Annotated in this window: 15 protein-coding genes; 13 read left to right on the top strand and 2 right to left on the bottom strand. The window is 67.1% G+C overall.

Annotation, left to right across the window (positions count from 1 at the left end):
- The first annotated feature begins 153 nt into the window (after window positions 1-153).
- From C8K36_RS08020 to C8K36_RS07975, 10 genes are all read left to right on the top strand, one after another.
- Window positions 154-714: a TetR/AcrR family transcriptional regulator gene (locus tag C8K36_RS08020; protein WP_107983949.1), complete on the top strand. Its 561-nt coding sequence runs from the start codon at window positions 154-156 to the stop codon at window positions 712-714.
- Window positions 715-718: 4 nt separating this feature from the next.
- A complete protein-coding gene (locus C8K36_RS08015) occupies window positions 719-1,948 on the top strand; it encodes a cytochrome P450 (RefSeq protein WP_107983948.1) in 1,230 nt (409 codons plus the stop codon).
- Window positions 1,948-2,748: an SDR family oxidoreductase gene (locus C8K36_RS08010; protein ID WP_107983947.1), complete on the top strand. Its 801-nt coding sequence runs from the start codon at window positions 1,948-1,950 to the stop codon at window positions 2,746-2,748. The genes C8K36_RS08015 and C8K36_RS08010 overlap by 1 nt, the downstream gene beginning before the upstream one ends.
- On the top strand, window positions 2,745-4,166 hold the full coding sequence (locus tag C8K36_RS08005; protein WP_107983946.1) for a cytochrome P450: 1,422 nt from the start codon (window positions 2,745-2,747) through the stop codon (window positions 4,164-4,166). Before C8K36_RS08010 ends, C8K36_RS08005 begins: the two co-directional genes overlap by 4 nt.
- 2 nt (window positions 4,167-4,168) lie before the next feature.
- Entirely contained in the window at window positions 4,169-4,363 is a 195-nt protein-coding gene (locus C8K36_RS08000; RefSeq protein WP_107983945.1) for a ferredoxin, read from the top strand.
- Window positions 4,364-4,414: 51 nt separating this feature from the next.
- On the top strand, window positions 4,415-4,966 hold the full coding sequence (locus tag C8K36_RS07995) for a nuclear transport factor 2 family protein (protein WP_107983944.1): 552 nt from the start codon (window positions 4,415-4,417) through the stop codon (window positions 4,964-4,966).
- A complete protein-coding gene (locus C8K36_RS07990; protein WP_420910863.1) occupies window positions 4,963-6,222 on the top strand; it encodes a hypothetical protein in 1,260 nt (419 codons plus the stop codon). Before C8K36_RS07995 ends, C8K36_RS07990 begins: the two co-directional genes overlap by 4 nt.
- Before the next feature lie 29 nt (window positions 6,223-6,251).
- The gene (locus C8K36_RS07985; RefSeq protein ID WP_107983942.1) at window positions 6,252-7,877 is read left to right on the top strand and encodes an acyl-CoA synthetase; all 1,626 of its coding nucleotides are present in this window, start codon (window positions 6,252-6,254) and stop codon (window positions 7,875-7,877) included.
- 575 nt (window positions 7,878-8,452) lie between these two features.
- Window positions 8,453-11,533 carry a hypothetical protein gene (locus C8K36_RS24725; RefSeq protein WP_181319469.1) on the top strand — a complete coding sequence of 1,027 codons (3,081 nt, stop codon included), beginning with the start codon at window positions 8,453-8,455 and terminating at the stop codon, window positions 11,531-11,533.
- Window positions 11,534-11,548: 15 nt separating this feature from the next.
- Complete coding sequence (locus C8K36_RS07975; RefSeq protein ID WP_258195318.1) at window positions 11,549-12,202, top strand: class F sortase; 654 nt, start codon at window positions 11,549-11,551, stop codon at window positions 12,200-12,202.
- A gap of 20 nt (window positions 12,203-12,222) precedes the next feature.
- On the opposite strand, the gene C8K36_RS07970 is transcribed toward C8K36_RS07975, so the two are convergent.
- Window positions 12,223-12,444: a PLDc N-terminal domain-containing protein gene (locus tag C8K36_RS07970; protein WP_107983941.1), complete on the bottom strand. Its 222-nt coding sequence runs from the start codon at window positions 12,442-12,444 to the stop codon at window positions 12,223-12,225.
- A gap of 198 nt (window positions 12,445-12,642) precedes the next feature.
- Between C8K36_RS07970 and C8K36_RS07965 the strand changes: the two genes are divergently transcribed.
- A complete protein-coding gene (locus C8K36_RS07965) occupies window positions 12,643-14,259 on the top strand; it encodes an amidohydrolase (protein ID WP_107983940.1) in 1,617 nt (538 codons plus the stop codon).
- A 78-nt stretch (window positions 14,260-14,337) separates the two neighbouring features.
- Here the strand turns inward: C8K36_RS07965 and C8K36_RS07960 are convergent, their stop codons facing one another.
- Complete coding sequence (locus C8K36_RS07960; protein WP_107983939.1) at window positions 14,338-15,444, bottom strand: ABC transporter permease; 1,107 nt, start codon at window positions 15,442-15,444, stop codon at window positions 14,338-14,340.
- A gap of 145 nt (window positions 15,445-15,589) precedes the next feature.
- Here C8K36_RS07960 and C8K36_RS07955 point away from each other — a divergent pair, with 145 nt between their 5' ends.
- A complete protein-coding gene (locus tag C8K36_RS07955) occupies window positions 15,590-16,174 on the top strand; it encodes a TetR/AcrR family transcriptional regulator (RefSeq protein ID WP_107983938.1) in 585 nt (194 codons plus the stop codon).
- A gap of 123 nt (window positions 16,175-16,297) precedes the next feature.
- Window positions 16,298-17,734, top strand: a complete 1,437-nt coding sequence (locus tag C8K36_RS07950; RefSeq protein ID WP_107983937.1) for an FAD-dependent oxidoreductase — start codon at window positions 16,298-16,300, stop codon at window positions 17,732-17,734.
- Window positions 17,735-17,830 lie beyond the last annotated feature (96 nt).

Below are 17,830 nucleotides of genomic sequence, written 5' to 3'. Positions count from 1 at the left end.
TTCTGCTGGACAGGTGTCTGGAATATAGTACGGACAGCGGCCGCTGACAATGCTGTTCTGGCGTAATGATTTTCGATTCGCTAAATCGGAAGGGGGTGTCGAATGGGTCCCGCTGGACACAAATCTGATGTAATGTCCGGACATGTGTCTAGTATGAGTTTCGAGTCCACGCGTCGGCGCTTGACGCCGAAGCAGGCCGATACCGTCGATCGACTGTGCGAGTCTGCGGTGCAGGTGCTTCGCGAGGGAGACTTCGCGGGCCTCACCGTCCGCGCGGTCGCCTCGAAGGCCGGTGTCGGACCGGCCACCGCCTACACGTACTTCTCGTCCAAGGAACACCTCGTCGCCGAGGTCTTCTGGCGCAGGCTGTCGCAGTCGCCACGACCCGAGTCCGACGGACTCGACCGGACCGGTCGCGTCGTCGCCGTCCTCCGCGGCATCGCTCTCCTGCTCGCCGACGAGCCGGGCCTGTCGAGTGCCGTCACGAACGCCCTCCTCGGGAGCGACCCCGATGTCGAGCATCTGCGGGTACGGATCGGTATCGAGATCCGTGGGCGACTCGAAGAGGCGCTGGGGCAGCCCGCCGATCCTGAAGTTCTCGAGACCCTCGACCTCCTGTACGCCGGAGCGCTGCTCCGGGCCGGCATCGGCTACGGCTCCTACCAAGACCTGGCCGGTCAGTTGGAGCGTTCCGCCACAATGATTCTGGAGTGAACACATGCTGGATCCAGTGGGCGCGACCCGCGCCGAAACGCCGATCGACCCGGCGGTCTTCAATCCGTACGACTACGACTTCCACGACGACCCGTATCCGACGTATGCGTGGCTGCGTAATGAGTCTCCGCTGTACCACAATCCGGACATCGGGTTCTGGGCGCTCTCGCGTCACTCCGACGTCCTGCGGGCATTCCGTGATCACAACCGGCTGTCGAGCGCTAACGGTGTCTCGCTCGATCCCGCTGCATACGGGCCGCACGCGCACCTGGTGATGTCGTTCCTCGCGATGGACGATCCGCGGCACGCGCGCCTGCGCCAGTTGGTCTCTCGCGGCTTCACTCCGCGCCGTGTCGCCGAACTCGACGGACGGATTCTCGAACTCACCCAGCGTTACCTCGAGCCCGCGTTGGATGCCGGCGAGTTCGACTGGATCTCCGAGGTGGCGGGCAAGCTGCCGATGGACGTGATCTCCGAATTGATCGGCGTTCCGGAGGCCGACCGCGCCGAACTGCGTCGGCTCGCGGACCTCGTGGTGCACCGCGAGGACGGCGTCCTCGACGTACCGCAGCCGTCGGTGGAGGCGTCGATCAGCCTGATGACCTACTACAAGGACATGATCGAGCAGCGCCGCCGCTCGCGCACCGAGGACCTCACGTCCGCACTGCTCGATGCCGAGATCGACGGCGACAAGCTGTCGGACCAGGAGGTCCTGGGCTTCCTGTTCCTGATGGTGGTCGCCGGCAACGAGACCACGACCAAACTGCTCGGGAACGCCGCGTACTGGGGTGCCCGCAACCCCGACCAGGTGGCGCAGGTGCTCGACGACCCGGGCCGGGTGGCCGACTGGGTCGAGGAGACCCTGCGATTCGACACCTCCAGCCAGATCGTGGCCCGCACCACCGCGGTCGACCTCGAATACCACGGCCGAACGGTCCCCGCGGGCGAGAAGATGCTGCTGCTGATGGGGTCCGCCAACCGGGACGAGTCGGTGTTCGAGGACGGTGACGAGTACCGGATCGGCCGGGACTCCACCAACAAGCTCGTCAGCTTCGGTGGCGGCGTGCACTTCTGCCTCGGCGCGCACCTCGCGCGCCTCGAAGCGAACATCGCCCTCGCCGAATTCGCCAAGCGCGTCGAGCAGTACGAGGTCGACGAGTCCGGTATCGAACGAGTCCATTCCACGAACGTGCGGGGCTTCGCGGCCCTCCCGATGAAGGTGCAGGTGCGCTGATGCCCCGTTTCGAGCCCAACCCCACCCGCAGACCGACGCTGATCAGCGGCGCGTCCTCCGGAATCGGCGAGGCCGCCGCGTACGCGCTCGCTGAACTGGGGCATCCGGTCGCGCTCGGGGCCCGCCGGGTGGCGGAGACCGAGGCGATCGCGGAGAAGATCCGCAGCAACGGGGGAGAAGCGTTCGCCCACTATCTCGATGTCACCGACGACGAGTCCGTGGATGCCTTCGTCACGGCCGCGGAGCAGGCGCTGGGCCCCACGGAGATCGTGGTCTCCGGCGCAGGCGACCTCGAGTTCGGGGCCGCCGACCAGATGGACACGGCCAGCTTCGCGAGGCAGATCGACGTCCACCTCGTCGGCGCACAGCGACTGGCGCACCGTGTCCTGCCCGGGATGCGTGAGCGCCGCCGAGGCGACTTCGTACTGATCGGCTCGGACTGCGCCGACCGTCAGCGACCCATGATGGGTGCCTACGACGCCGCCAAGGCCGGCCTCGAAGCGATGGGCCGTCAGATGCGAATGGAACTCGAGGGAACCGGAATTCGCGCGTCCATCGTGCGGCCCGGCCCCACCTCCACCGGAATGGGCATGAACTCCACCCCCGAGATCCTCGCGCCTGTCGCCGAGTCGTGGTCCAAGTGGGGCTTCGCCCGGCACGGCTACATGCTCCGTGCGTCCGACATGGCGAACGCCGTCATCGCGGTGGTGGGCGCACCCCGCGGAGTCCACCTGGTGCTCGTCGAGGTCCAGCCCGAGGCACCGCTCGCTCCCGTTCCGAACACGGAGGAGACGAAATGACCTTGCTTGATCCGCCCCGCGTATCCGGCGGCCTCCACGAGCACGGCCACCTCGAGGAACTGCGCACCGACCCGATCGCGCTGATGCGACGGGTCCGTGACGAGTGCGGGGACGTCGGCGTGTTCCGGTTGGTGGACCGCGATGTCGTGCTGCTGACCGGCGCCGAGGCCAACGAGTTCTTCTTCCGCTCCTCCGACGAGGAACTCGACCAGCAGGCCGCGTACCCGTTCATGAAGCCGATCTTCGGCGAAGGCGTGGTGTTCGACGCGAGCCCCGAGCGCCGTTCCGAGATGCTGCACAACTCCGCGCTGCGGGGCGAGCAGATGCGTGGTCACGCGACGACCATCGGCATCGAGGTCGAGGACATGGTCTCGCGCTGGGGCGACGAGGGCGAGATCGACCTGCTCGAGTTCTTCGCCGAGCTGACCATCTACACGTCGTCGGCGTGCCTGATCGGCAAGAAGTTCCGCGACCAACTCGACGACCGGTTCGCCAGGCTCTACCACGAACTCGAGCAGGGCACCGATGCGATCGCCTTCGTCGACCCGTACGCGCCGATCGACAGCTTCCGTCGTCGTGACGAGGCGCGCGTCGCGCTCGTCGACCTCGTGCAGGGCATCATGAACGGCCGGATCGCGAATCCTCCACAGGGCAAGGAGGACCGGGACATGCTCGACGTCCTGGTATCGATCCGGGACGACGAGGGAAACCTCCGGTTCAGCGCCGACGAGATCACCGGGATCTTCATCTCGATGATGTTCGCCGGACACCACACAACCTCCGGAACGGCGGCCTGGTCGCTGATCGAGTTGCTGCGTCACCCCGAGTCGATGGCCAAGGTCACCGCCGAACTGGACGAGCTGTACGCAGACGGTGCCGACATCAGCTTCCATGCGCTGCGTCAGATCCCGGTGCTCGAGGCGGTGATCAAGGAAACCCTGCGCCTGCATCCACCGCTGATCATCCTGCTCCGCGTCGCCCGCGGCGACTTCGAGGTGGGCGGGTTCCCGATCCACGAGGGAAACCTGGTGGCGGCGACCCCGGCGATCTCCAACCGGATCCCGGAGGACTTCCCGAACCCCGACGCCTTCGATCCGGGGCGCTACATCGACCCGAATCAGGAGGACACCGCGAACCGGTGGACGTGGATCCCGTTCGGGGCGGGACGTCATCGCTGCGTCGGGGCGGCGTTCGCGCAGATGCAGCTCAAGGCGATCTTCTCGATTCTGCTGCGCGACTACGAGTTCGAGATGTCGCAGCCGGCCGACTCGTATCGCAACGACCACAGCAAGATGGTCGTGCAGCTGCAGCAGCCGTGCCGGGTGCGCTATCGGCGGCGGACCAGTCGCGCGGCATCGGTCGGATCGGCGGCAGCGGCGCCGGCGGGCTGCCCCGTCGCCCACACGAGCGAGGCCTGACCATGCGCGTCGAAGCCGACCTCGACCTCTGCCAGGGACACGCCGCGTGCGAGATGGAGGCACCCGACGTGTTCGAGGTACCCAAGCGCGGCAAGGTCACCGTCGTCGATCCGAGCCCGCCGGCGTCGCTGCGGGCCGACGTCGAGAACGCGGTCCACTACTGCCCGACGCAGGCCCTACGGATCGTCGAGGACTGAAAAGTTTCCGAAAGCAGCACCCCAACGAAGACTTTCGAAGGAGACGACAGCATGACCGGATTCGATCGCGCCGAGCTGGACGAGATGGTCCAGCGCTGGGTGGACGGCAACAAGAAGGCAGAGGCCGCCGGTGACTGGAAGCCGTTGGCGGACTTCTACACCGAGGACGCGACCTACGGCTGGAACTACGGCCCCAAGCAGGACTTCATGGCGGTCGGCCGGGACGAGATCCGCGACGTCGCGCTGGGGCTGGAGATGCAGGGGCTCGAGGGGTGGGAGTACCCCTACCAGGAGTTCGTGATCGATGCGGTCAGCGGCAACGTGATCGGGCTGTGGAAGCAGATCTCCGATGCCAAGCGCCCCGACGGCACCAACTATTCGGTCTACGGCATCGGTGGGAGCTGGTTCCGCTACGGCGGTGACTTCCAGTGGTCGTGGCAGCGCGACTTCTTCGACTTCGGCAACGTCTCGGCACTGTTCATGGAGATGATCAAGAACAACGCGCTGTCGCAGGGGATGCAGGCGCGCATCCAGCGCTCGATCTCGGGCGAGAAGTTGCCGGGCTGGTTCCCGGCCGGGCAGGCCCCGGTACCGCTGTGGTGAGCACCAGCGCACACCTGTCGCGGTCGTTCGGCGCACTGTCGCGCGCGGATCTCGCCACCCTGGTTCCGGAACTGCTCCTGTGCGGTCAGCTCATCGACCGGTCCGGCATGGCCCATCTCATCGTCGAGTTCGGCCGCGACGGGATGGCCCAGGTCGCGATCGAGGAGTGGCAGGCCTCGAGCCCCTGGTACACGATGCGCATGCAGAAGGCGCTGCGGTACGAGGGCGACGATGTCGTGACGATCTTCAAGGGCCTGCAACTCGATATCGGGGCACCGCCGCAGTTCATGGATTTCCGCTACCGGGTCGACGACCCGACACACGGCGAGTTCTGGCTCGACCACTGTGGCGCGCTGATGGACGTCGAACCGCTGGGCGACGAGTACGTGACCGCGATGTGCCACGACATCGAGGACCCCACGTTCGACGCGACGGCGTTGGCGACCAACCCGCACGCACAGGTCCGTCCGATACATCGTCCTCCGCGCCGGCCCGCCGATCGTCAGCCGCATTGCGCATGGACGGTGATCATCGACGACGCTCACGTCCCTCCGACGATGCAGCCACACACCGAGCAGATCGGCCGAACCGCCGCGTACACAGTCGAGCTCAGCGCGATCGACACCACCGGTGACGGCAATCACGACTACTCGGGTCCGCTGCTGTCGGATCTGCGGTTCCAGGACTTCTCGCGGTCCGCGCTGGTGCGGATCGCCGAGGAGGTGTGCCTCCAGCAACACCTGCTCGCTCTCGGCTTCCTGATCGCGGTCCGCAAACGGGTGGACGAAGACAAGGCCCGGGAGATCACCCGTAAGCAGTTGACCGGCATCGCCGGCGTCACCGCGCAGAGGATCCGTGATGCGCTCGGGCTGCCGCACGATCTGGAAGCGCTGGCCACGGTGCTGTCGCTGCATCCGCTGTTGAATCCGAAGCAGTACGTCGACAACGAGATCCGCTTCGACGGACAGTGCCTGCAGCTTCGCATCGGACGCAGGGGTCTCGTGGACGTCGACGGTGGCTGGCCGACGCTGATCGACGGCGACCATCTCGAGGCACTGCAGGCGCTGGTGCGCGGTGTCGACCCGTATTTCACTGTGCGTGTCGTCGGAGACGACGACTCCGGGCTGATCGTCGAGGTCGTCGCGACCGACGAACCGGCCCCCGAATGCGTCGAGGTGGCGATCACCAAGGTGAGTACCGGCGCTGCATTCGTATTCGAAGACCGTGGAATTCCGTTGCCTCTCTATGTGATCTGATCTGCCGACCCAGACAGGGGACCACCCGCATGGCCTATACCTTCGCTGATCTCTTCGAGCATTCGGTGGACGCAATGCCCGACAGGCTAGCCATGATCGTCACCGGCGAGGAGGTCACCTATCGCGAGTTGGACGAGCGCGCAAACCGCTTCGCGCACCACTTGCGGGACGCGGGTTTCGGGCTGGGTGACCACATCGGCGTCCACATGCACAACTCGATCGAGACGATGGTCGTCATCATCGCGGCGTTCAAACTCCGCGCGGTCCCGGTGACCGTCAACTATCGCTACACCTCCGACGAGTTGCGGTACCTCTACGACAACGCAGACCTGGACGGGCTGGTGTTCCATCAGGGGTTCGCCGACCGGGTCGCGCAGGTCCTACCCGAGGTGCCGCGCATCCGGCACCTGATCTCCGTACCGGACGCGCTCGCAACCGGATCCGAGATGGACGTGCCGGGCGCGGTCGGCTACGCGGACGCCGTCGGGAGCGGTGCCCCGGGCCGCGACTTCGAGGCGCGCAGCCCGGACGACCACTACATCTTCTACACCGGTGGCACCACGGGGCGGCCGAAGGGGGTGGTTTGGCGGCACGAGGACATCTGGCGGGTGCTGGGCGGCGGGCTGGACTTCTATACGGGCGAGCCGATCGCCGACGAGCTCCAACAGTCCCGCAACGGGGTGGCCGCGGGCGAGGCGATGCGCTGGGTGATGCTGCCGCCGTTGATCCACACCTCGGCGATGATGCCGACGTTCACTGCGTTCTTCTCGGGAAACACCGTCATCATGGAGCCGAAGTTCGATGCCGACCGGGTGTGGGCAGTCGTCGCGCAGTACCGGCCGCAGGTCATGGTCATCACCGGCGACGCCATGGGCCGGCCACTGGTCGAGGCCTATCGCGAGCAGGACCGCGACACGTCGAGCCTGGCCGTCCTCGCGTCCGGTGCCGCGCTGTTCTCCGCTACGGTCAAGGACGCGTTCTTCGATGTCATGCCGAACCTGATGATCTCCGACTCGGTCGGATCGTCCGAAACCGGTTTCGGCGGAATCGGATTCGCCACCAAAGGGTTCGGGCAACACGGTGGTCCGAAGGTGGGGGCCAACAAGTACTCCGTCGTAGTCGATGACGAGAACCGATTGCTCGCCCCGGGTTCGGGGGCCGAGGGATGGTTGGCGAAGCTCGGCAACGTGCCCGTCGGCTACTACAACGATCCCGTCAAGTCCGCGGAGATCTTCCGCGTGGTCGACGGGCAGCGCGCGGTCGTCACCGGTGACCGAGCACGCATCGAGAACGACGGGTCGATCACGCTGCTGGGCCGCGGGAACATGGTCATCAATACTGGCGGCGAGAAGGTCTTCGCGGAGGAGGTCGAGGCCGTCGTCAAGGCGCACCCCGACATCTACGACGCCATCGTGATCGGTGTCCCCGACGACCGGTGGGGCAACAGGGTGGCGACGGTGATCCGAGTGCGTGATGGTGTCGAGCCGGACTTCGAGTCCGTCGAGAAGCACGCCCGCAGCCAGCTCGCCGGCTACAAGATCCCGCGCACCTTCTGGGTCGCCGACGAGGTTATTCGGACCCCGAGCGGCAAACCCGACTACGGGTGGGCGAAGGCGCTCGCGGCCGCGAACGGCCCTGCCCACCGGATCGACTAGACCGCGTTCGGCGATCGAAGGAGCATGTTGCATTCCCATGCCGGCTGAATGGCCGCAGGATTCATCGGCGGCGTTCGGGCTTTCATGCGCGCAGGCAATCGCTGTTCGGGGCGTCTTCGTTACCGGTAAATTTGGCCGTCTTGCTGCGGCTATGCGAACGCCCCCGACTCGAGGGTGATTCCCGGGGTGAATTCCGGATCGGTGACCCGCCCTTCCTGATTGAAACCCGCAGATCGGGCAGGTATGAGATCTGATTGATTAGCTGCGCGAAGGGAATTCGCGGATCTTCATCGAATGCAGTCGGTGATCGATATCGGTTCGAGATGCTATCTTGATCATGCCTGTATGCATGTGGCCGGGGGTTTTGCTATCCGCTCAGACGGGGGTCTGACGGATTTTTCGGGGGGCGTTCTTCGCCAGTTTTTTTCTGCCTTCATGCGGTTTGGGCGTTTGTTGTGCGTTGCTGGCATGCCGATCGAGGAGGTCGAAGAACGATGTCTACCCATAGGGCCAGAAATCTGAGAACGCTGCGGATGAAGAGCCGAATCATGGTCGCTGCTACTGCAGTCGGGGCCTTGACCATTGCCACGCCGGCGGTGAGTCAGGCTCAGCCCGCTCCGCAGAACGGACTGGGCAGCAGCGCGAACGGTGGTGCCAACGGCGGGCTATCCGGGCTCGGCAGCAGCGTCGGAGGCAACGGCGAGGCCGGCCTCGGAAGCGCCGCTGGACCGGGTGGCGCCAACGGTGGCGTGGATGCCGGAAGCGCCGGCAACCTCGACCTGGCGAACCTTGCACAGATGGCACTGGGCAGCCTCGCGAACCTCGGGGCCGGCAGTTTCGGTGGAGGTGGCGTGGATGCCGGCAGCCTGGCGGAGGCCGCCCCCGACCTTGGCCTGGGCAGCCTCGGGGACGCCGGCGCCGGCAGTCTGGGAGAAACCGGAAGTGATTCGGGCAGTGTCGAACTCGGGCTCGGCGCCCTGGTTCAGTTGGCGACGGGTAGTGCGGGCCAGGCGGATGCGGGTAGCGCCGACACGGGCAGCGATGCGTCAGGGAGCAGCGACGTCGGCCTCGGCAGCCTGACCGACCTCGGCGCGGGCAGCGCAGGGGGCGGCTCCGCGCCCGGCAGTACGGGCAGCGGTGAACTCGACCTGGGCGCCCTGGCGCAGCTGGCGCTCGGTAGCGCGGCCGGTGGCGGTATCGACCTGGGGAGCCTGGCTGATCTGGCCCTCGGCAGCCTCGGATTGCCCGTCGGCAGCGCCGCGCTCGACCTCGGCAGCCTCGCCGATCTGGGTGCGGGCAGCGTTGGCGACACGGGTAGCTCGGGCAGCACCGACCTGACAGCGGGAAGCGCGAATCCGGCCCTCGATCTCGGCAGCCTGGCCGAATTGGCGCTGGGGAGCGTCGATCTCCCCACCGGAAGCCTCGCTGATCTGACTGCCGGGAGCGGTGATCTGGATCTGGGTAGCCTGGCCGATCTCGGCACGGGTAGTGATTCGGGTAGCGAGTCCGCCGGGAGTCTTACCGATTTGGGTGCGGGTAGTGGCGAGCTGAATCTCGGCAGCGTCGGTGAGGCTGTGTTGGGTAGCTTGGCGCTTCCGTTCGGTAGCTTGGCGTTGCCGGTGCTCGGCAGTGCGGCTGCACTCGGTTCGACGGGTGAGGCGGGAAGCACCGGTGGTACCGATGTGGGTTCCGCGGATCTGGACTTGGGCAGTCTTACCGATCTGACTGCGGGTAGTGGTGATCTGGATCTGGGCAGCCTGGGGGAGACCTTGTTGGGCAGCCTGGCGTTGCCGTCGGCCGGTTCCTCGGATCTGGACTTGGGTAGCCTGGCCGATCTCGGCACGGGTAGTGATTCCGGTAGTGATTCGGGCAGTGCGGATTCCGGCAGTCTCGGTGATCTGACCGTCGGCAGTGGTGATCTGGATTTGGGTAGCCTCGCGGACCTGGCGTTGGGCAGTCTCGGTTTGGGCAGCACTGGCACGGGCAGTGGTGCGGATCTGGATCTGGGTAGCCTGGCCGATCTCGGCACGGGTAGTGATTCCGGTAGTGATTCGGGCAGTGCGGATTCCGGCAGTCTCGGTGATCTGACCGTCGGTAGCGGTGATCTGGATCTGGGCAGCGTCGGTGAGGCTGTGTTGGGTAGCTTGGCGCTTCCGTTCGGTAGCTTGGCCCTGCCGGTGCTCGGCAGTGCGGCTGCACTCGGTTCGACGGGTGAGGCGGGCAGCACCGGTGGTACCGATGTGGGTTCCTCGGATCTGGACTTGGGCAGCCTGGCCGATCTCGGCACGGGTAGTGATTCCGGTAGTGATTCCGGTAGTGATTCGGGCAGTGCGGATTCCGGCAGTCTCGGTGATCTGACCGCTGGCAGTGGTGATCTGGATTTGGGTAGCCTCGCGGATCTGGCGTTGGGCAGTCTCGGTTTGGGCAGCACTGGCACGGGCAGTGGTGCGGATCTGGATCTGGGTAGCCTGGCTGATCTCGGCACGGGTAGTGATTCGGGCAGTGCGGATTCCGGCAGTCTCGGTGATCTGACCGTCGGTAGCGGTGATCTGGATCTGGGCAGCGTCGGTGAGGCTGTGTTGGGTAGCTTGGCGCTTCCGTTCGGTAGCTTGGCCCTGCCGGTGCTCGGCAGTGCGGCTGCACTCGGTTCGACGGGTGAGGCGGGCAGCACCGGCGGAACCGACGCGGGCAGCTCGGGCAGCGGTGACCTCACGGCCGGCAGTGGCGATCTGGATCTGGGCAGCCTCACGGACCTCGCGCTGGGTAGCCTCGGGCTGGGCAGCACCGGCACCGGAAGCGGCGCCGAAGTGGCCCCGGGAAGCCTGGCCGATCTCGGCACTGGCAGTGACTCCGGTAGCGGTGGCGAGTCGGGTAGCGCCGGAAGCGGCGATCTGGATCTGGGCAGCCTCGGCGAAGTGGCGTTGGGTAGCCTCGCACTTCCACTGGGCAGCCTGGCCCTGCCGGTGCTCGGCAGTGCGGCTGCACTCGGTTCGACGGGTGAGGCGGGCAGCACCGGCGGAACCGACGCGGGCAGCTCGGGCAGCGGTGACCTCACGGCCGGCAGTGGCGATCTGGATCTGGGCAGCCTCACGGACCTCGCGCTGGGCAGCCTCGGACTCGGCAGCACCGGTGGAACCGACGCGGGCAGCTCCGAAACCGGCAGCATCGGCGGAACAGACCTCGGCAGCCTGGCACTTCCCGCGCTGGGCAGCGCCGCACTTGGCAGCGCGGCGGTCGGTGGCATCGCGCTCGGCAGCACACTCGTCGGAGGCGGAACGCTCGGAAGCGCGGCCCTCGGCAGTGCACTCGCCGGCGGAGCCGCACTCGGAAGCACGCTCGCATCCGACGGGAACGCCGGCGGCGGCGCGGTCGCAGAAGGCCAAGGGGAGGGCGAAGGCGAGGTGGGAGGCAACATCGCCAAGCCGACCGCAATCGCAGCGGCCACAGCGCAGAACATCAGTGCGCCCGTCACCTCACCCACCGCGGGTCAGGCGGGCGCTCAGATCTCCGCGGTGCCCGTCGGCGGTGTCGAGGCCGGCGACAAGGGTGCATCGGATGACACGGCAGGACGCGGAGTGCTCCTCGGGACCGCACTGCTTCTGGCGGCCACGGCCGGCGCCGCCGCGGCCACCGGGCGACACCGCCGCAAGCAGTAGGGACCGCATCCAACTGTGAATGAAGTATCGACAGGCCGTTGCCGGAGACCATTCGGCAACGGCCTGTCGGTGGTCCTGGGCGCCTGCGCTGCCACCGTGATGCTCCTGGCCGGTTGCGCCACAACAGCATCCGAAAGTCGCACCCCGCCGACCACGACACTCACCCCGACGCCCGCCTCGGATCTCGTAGCCACCGCCGCCCCGGGCCCCGCGATGTCCACCGCACTTCGTCCGGCCCGCATAGTCATCCCTGCCATCGGGGTCGACTCCGACCTCGTGGACCTCGGACTGGAGCCTGACGGAGCTCTGCAGGTGCCTCCGGGAGCCTTTCCCGCCGGATGGTATTCCGGCTCACCCGTCCCCGGGGAAATCGGACCTGCCATCGTCGCCGGACACGTCGACTGGGACGGCGAACCCGGCGTGTTCCTCCGCCTCCACGAACTGTCCCCGGGTGATCGGGTCGACGCCGTCCGATCCGATGGGGTCACAGCCAGGTTCCGCGTCGCGCGGGTCGAGCGCTACGCCAAGGCCGCGTTTCCGACCGCGGCGGTGTATGGAGACATCGACTATCCCGGCCTCAGGTTGATCACCTGCGGCGGTGAATTCGACACCGCCGCACGCAGTTACCGCGACAACACTGTCGTTTACGCCGAGCTCGTCGAGCAATAGACGCCGAACGGCAGAACGAGCTACGCCGACTTGCGGCGGCCCCACCGGAAGTACGACAGTGGACCGACGAAGTTCACGGCGATGATCGCGGCCCACTTTCCCTTGCTGCCGTTGACCTCTTCACGGCGCCGCGTCGCGAGATCTGCCCACGCGCTGGCCGCCAGACTCAACTGGACCGAGCCCAGGGCGATGATGATCGCGCGCTGGACCGGGCTCCGCTCTGCCCACTTCCGCTTCGCCATAGTGCATCCCTTTCGCATCCTTGACCTGTGGGTCCTTGCCTGCACGCCCGACCACGCTCGGACGCATGGTTCCTTCCTACCCGACGACGACACGACGAGGTCGTCCCTGGTCTGTACAGCGCGCGGAACGGGCGGTCGGTCTGTAGCCTGTCGTGCGAGAACCGGCCGTCGGTCGCCGGAATGGAGCGGAGAGAGTCGATGGCTGACCTGGTCTTGTTCGGTGATGTGCTGACGATGGACGACGCCAACCCGCGGGCAGCCGCGGTCGCGATCGAGGACGGTCGCATCGTCGCGGTGGGCTCCGACGCCGACGTCGCGTCCCTCATCGGCCCCCGGACCGTCGTGCACGACGTCGGGAATGCTTGCATCATGCCGGGATTCATCGAGGCACACGGTCATCCGTTGAACGAGGCCGTCCTGCTGGGGGAGCCCGTCGTCGACATCCGGCCCGTCACGGTCCCCGACGCCGACGGTGTGCTCGCCGCGATCGACAAGGCCGTCGCCCTCGCCGGCCCCGAGGGGGCGGTGCTCAACGGATGGGATCCGCTGCTGCAGAAGGGGCTTGCAGATCCGACGTTGCAGTGGATGAACGAGCTGTCTCCGGACAAGCCGTTGATCATCATGCACAACTCGGGCCACGCGGCCTACTTCAACTCGCTCGCCGCGGCGGCCGCCGGGGTCACCCGCGACACTCCCGATCCGGAGGGTGCTCGATTCGGGCGTGACAGCGAGACCGGCGAACTCGACGGAGTCGCATTCGAGTCGGCGGCGGTCATCGCGATCGCGGGTCCGGTCCTGGCGTCGGCCGCGGAACGGTTCCCCGAGCTGATCGCGGCCGAATCTGCCCGCATGAACGCCGTGGGCGTCACCACGGTGAGCGAGATGGCGTTCGACCCGGCGATGCGGGCACCGCTGGCCGCGGCCGTCGAAGCCGGGTCGCTCACCACACGACTGCGTCTCTACGAGATGTCGGGGCCGAAGCGGGCGTCCGACGTCGTTCCGGGCACGGGCGACGATCTGGTGCGGCAGGTCGGGATCAAGATCTGGTCCGACGGCTCGCCGTGGATCGGCAACATCGCGCTCACCTTCACCTACTTGGACACCCCTGCGACGCGCGCGCTCGGCATGGCCTGCAGCCACGGTGAGGCGAACTACACGACCGAGCAGATCCACGACGTCAGCGCGCCGTACTACGAGCGGGGCTGGCAGATCGCGTGCCACGCCCACGGCGACGAGGCGATCACGATGGTTCTCGACGCGTGGGAGAAGATGCTCACCGCCAACCCCCGCAAGGATCACCGCCTGCGGCTCGAACATGTCGGTGCGATGCGTCCCGACCAGTTCCGTCGTGCGGCCGCGCTGGGTGTCACGTGCAGTCTGTTCGTCGACCACCTGTACTACTGGGGCGATGTCCTGGTCGACGATCTGTTCGGCTCCGAGCACGGGGGGCACTGGGCCGCAGCCGGTTCGGCCCTCGCCGCCGGCCACCGCATCTCGTTCCACAACGACGGTCCGGTCACCCCGACGAATCCACTGCGCAACATCGCGGATGCCGTCAATCGCCGCTCTCGTGGCGGACGGGTGCTCGCGCCGGACGAGCGGATCCCGGTGGAAGCGGCGTTGCGCGCGCAGACGGTCAATGCTGCATGGCAGCTGTTCAGTGACGATTCCATCGGGTCGTTGAAGCCGGGGATGCACGCGGACATGGTTGTGCTGTCGGCGAATCCGCTCGCCGTGGACCCCGAACGGCTCGCGGACATCGAGGTGAAGGCGACGGTGTTCGCGGGGGAGACGGTGCACGGCAGCCTGGGCTGACAGACGAGAACGCAAGAACGCCGCCCGGGATCTCCGGGCGGCGTTCTCGTTTTCGGGCCGAGCTGTCGGCAGGTGGTGTCAGCTCGCCAGGTGCTGGGGCTGGGGCTCCGCGGCCTTGGGCTTGCGCATCTGGGTGAGGCCCAGCAGCGCCGCCGCGACGACGAACCATCCGGCGATCACGAGCAGACCGTGGCCCACCCCGGTGCCACCGAAGTAGATGATCGAACGCACCGCATCGACGGCTCCCGCGCCGATCCAGAAGTGGCTCAGCGCCGACCAGAATCCCGGCAGGAAGTCGGCCGGGAAGGCGCCGCCGGCGCTCGGGAAGTTCACGAAGATCATCAGGACCATCACCACCATGATCGCGGCCTTGCCGAACACCCGGTTGACCAGGATGCTCACCAGCCCCACAACGATCGTGTAGGCGATCACCACCGCCAGCATGGCCAAGCTGGTCGCGAACGAGGCCCCGTAGAAGCCGACGAAGAGCGCCGAGACCAGGTACGCCGCCAGCACACCGATCACCGACATCGCACCCAGCACGCCGAGCTGCTGCCGCAAGCGCATCCGCGGTGCCACCTGTGAGAGCACGGTGATCGTGAGGTACCCGACGATCGTGCTGACCATCACGAGATAGAACAGTCCGGTTCCGGTGGGGTCGTCGGCCGCGAGCGGAGCATGGTCGACGACATTCAGGTCGACGCCTTGGGCCGCAGCGAGCGGCTCGGCGAGCCCCTCCACCGCCTGCACACGCATCGTGCCCTCGGCCGACGCGATATGGAGGTTCATGGTCGGACCCAGCTCGATGACGCCGGCGATCTCGCGGTTCTGCAGACGATCGAGCGCTCCGGACGCGTCGGTAGCGGTCTCGAGCGCGAACTTGTCACCGACGGTGGGCGCGAGGCGCTCGACGAGCGCGGTGCTGGCCGTCTCCGGCCCGACCACGACGACCTCGACGTCGCGCGGCGCCGGATCGTGGAAGGCGCTGACATAGCAGAGGGCGAACATCACCGCGAAGAACAGCGGAAAAACCATCGACTCCACGACGGTGCGCCACGGCGTCCCACCGGGAGTGGTCCCGTCGGGTGTGCCGTGGTCGAGGTGCAGCGCGGGGGCGACCGCTTCGGTGTCGGCCGCGATGGCCTCGGTCCACTCCTGGTGGCGCTGGTCGTGAGCGTTGGGCATACGCAACGGCCTTCCTGAATCGTCGAATCATCGTCAACAGTGTTGACGGGGCGTCAGTCAACAGTGTTGACGGCCGGTTGTCAACACTGTTGACGTAGACTGTGCGGCAAGGTTGGTGCGGCCACCTCCGAGCGAAGGACGATCGATGACCGTCGAGACACCCGAACCCCACGCCCGCGCCGGCAGCGCACACAACCGTGAGGCGGTGCAGGCCGCCGCCACGGAGTTGTTCGCCGAACAGGGATTCGCTGCCACCGGTGTGCGCGACATCGCCCGGCGCGCCGGAGTGGACCCGGCGCTCGTCATCCGTTACTTCGGGTCGAAGGAAAAGCTGTTCGTCCGGACGATGACCATGTCCGACGCGTTCGTCGAGGTGGTCGAGGGCCCGCTGGACGGACTGGGCGGGGCGTTGGTGGATTTCGTCGTCCGCCGGACTCGTCGCCGGCAGGCGGACAAGCCCACCGCCGTCTATGCCGCCCTGATTCGTGCGTCGGACCGCCCGGCCGTGCGTGAGCACCTCCAAGAGGCGATCGACCAGATGATCGTCGCGCCCCTGGCGCCCCGACTGCTGGGCGAAGACGTGGAATTGCGCGCTCACCTGCTCGCGGCGCAGCTGTCCGGGCTGATGGCGGCGCTGTACGTGATGGAGAGTCCGTGGCTGCGCGCCGCGCCCATCGGCGACATTGTCGAACGTTACGGCGCCGCGCTGCAGGTCCTCGTCGACAGCTGACGCGGAGGGCTGTTCCGCTGGGTGGGAAGACTGGCGCGACCGACCCCTCCCTCGCTGAAAGATGTCGTGGATCACATTGATTGCGAATGGCGATGTGGATCACATAACCTGAGAGGGGCGAACGTGAGCGTTGCGGGCTTCGACGAGGAATTCGACGTGGTGGTGGTGGGCGCGGGGGCCGCCGGTTCGGCGGCCGCGCTCGCGGCGCACCAGGCCGACACGGCGGTGCTGGTAGTCGAGAAGTGCGACGAGGCCACGGCGGGCGGCAACACGCGAGTGTCCGGCAGTGGCTGGTGGGTCAATCGCGATCCGGAGCGAGCCCGTACCTTCCTGCGGTCACTCAACGGCGCGTATCCGGTGGCAGACGACGTCGTCGAGGCCTGGGCCACCGAGACCGCCGAGATCTCGCCGTGGCTCAAGGAATTGGGGGCCGACGTCGCGATGAGCGGCGACTACCACACGGCGCCGGAGTATCTGGAGCTCGAGGGAAGTGACTGTTACGCCGGGATGGACACGGTCGAGGGCCGAATGGGCAACGGGCTGCTCCACGGCTTCCTTTGTCGGGCACTGGCCGAGCGCGGGATCGAGACGCGGTTCGATACGCCCGCCGTCGAGCTGATCGTCGAGGACGCAGCGGTTGTGGGTGTCGTGGTCGAGGGCGCCGGTGGACGCCGCCGGATCGGCGCGCGGGGCGGCGTTGTTCTCGCCACCGGCGGATTCGCGGCCGATTCTCAGATGGTGCGTGACTATCTGCGTGTCGAGGACCACGTCCTGTGGGGCTCGCCCGCGTCGACCGGCGACGGCCACCGCATGGCCCAGGCGGTGGGTGCCGACCTGTGGCACATGGACAACATGATGACCATCACCGGTGTCCGCGGTGATGACGAGTTCGGTCACTATCTCGCGCTGTGGAACGCGAACAACTATCTCTGGGTGTCCGGTGACGGGCGGCGATTCGTCGACGAGGCCGCCGAACCCAAGCACGGCCACATCAATCGCGGAGGAGCCTACGAGCTGTTTCCGCTGCGCCCGTTCCACCTGATCTTCGACGAGCAGATGCGCACCGCGGGCCCTCTGAGTCCGACACCGGATGTGCTGCCGGTGGGGTGGAACCTGCTGATGAAGGGATCCCGGTGGAGTCTCGACAACAGCGAGGAGGTCGCGAAGGGCTGGATTGCGCGCGCCGACTCGATCGCCGAACTCGCGGGGATCATCGGAGTCGACGCGGCGACGCTCGAGCGGACCGTCGAGCAGTACAACGCCGCGTGCTCGGCCGGCCACGACGACCAGTTCGGCCGGGATCCCGGCACTCTCGGTTCGGTGGCGCGGGCGCCGTTCTATGTCCTCGAGGTTGCGCCGCTCCTGGGGTGGAGCAACGGTGGTCCTCGTCGTGACGGGCGGGCCCGCGTCCTCGACACGCGCGGAGACGTAATCGAAGGCCTGTACGCCGCCGGCGAGGTGAGCTCGACCTACAGCTGGTGTAAGGACGGTGGATTCCACATCGGCGACGCCCTCGCGTTCGGCCGCGTGGCCGGCCGCGACGCGGCGGCCCGCGCCTGACCGCGCACCGGTGGTCCCGCCGCTCCGGCGGAACCACCGGATTCGGGGCAGGACGCGACACCGGATAACATCCAGGTCGGCTGGCCGATCCGGTGT

It is taken from the genome of Rhodococcus sp. OK519 (assembly GCF_003051005.1).
GTDB lineage: Bacteria > Actinomycetota > Actinomycetes > Mycobacteriales > Mycobacteriaceae > Prescottella.
The sequence above is the reverse complement of the archived record's forward strand: the minus strand, read 5'-3'. Positions and strand labels throughout refer to the sequence as shown.

Bases quoted from the DNA above. Each gene is read 5' to 3' on its own strand.
- C8K36_RS08020 (WP_107983949.1), top strand. From the start codon at position 154: ATGAGTTTCGAGTCCACGCGTCGGCGCTTGACGCCGAAGCAGGCCGAT.
- C8K36_RS08015 (WP_107983948.1), top strand. From the start codon at position 719: ATGCTGGATCCAGTGGGCGCGACCCGCGCCGAAACGCCGATCGACCCG.
- C8K36_RS08010 (WP_107983947.1), top strand. From the start codon at position 1,948: ATGCCCCGTTTCGAGCCCAACCCCACCCGCAGACCGACGCTGATCAGC.
- C8K36_RS08005 (WP_107983946.1), top strand. From the start codon at position 2,745: ATGACCTTGCTTGATCCGCCCCGCGTATCCGGCGGCCTCCACGAGCAC.
- C8K36_RS08000 (WP_107983945.1), top strand. From the start codon at position 4,169: ATGCGCGTCGAAGCCGACCTCGACCTCTGCCAGGGACACGCCGCGTGC.
- C8K36_RS07995 (WP_107983944.1), top strand. From the start codon at position 4,415: ATGACCGGATTCGATCGCGCCGAGCTGGACGAGATGGTCCAGCGCTGG.
- C8K36_RS07985 (WP_107983942.1), top strand. From the start codon at position 6,252: ATGGCCTATACCTTCGCTGATCTCTTCGAGCATTCGGTGGACGCAATG.
- C8K36_RS07970 (WP_107983941.1), bottom strand. From the start codon at position 12,444: ATGGCGAAGCGGAAGTGGGCAGAGCGGAGCCCGGTCCAGCGCGCGATC.
- C8K36_RS07965 (WP_107983940.1), top strand. From the start codon at position 12,643: ATGGCTGACCTGGTCTTGTTCGGTGATGTGCTGACGATGGACGACGCC.
- C8K36_RS07960 (WP_107983939.1), bottom strand. From the start codon at position 15,444: ATGCCCAACGCTCACGACCAGCGCCACCAGGAGTGGACCGAGGCCATC.
- C8K36_RS07955 (WP_107983938.1), top strand. From the start codon at position 15,590: ATGACCGTCGAGACACCCGAACCCCACGCCCGCGCCGGCAGCGCACAC.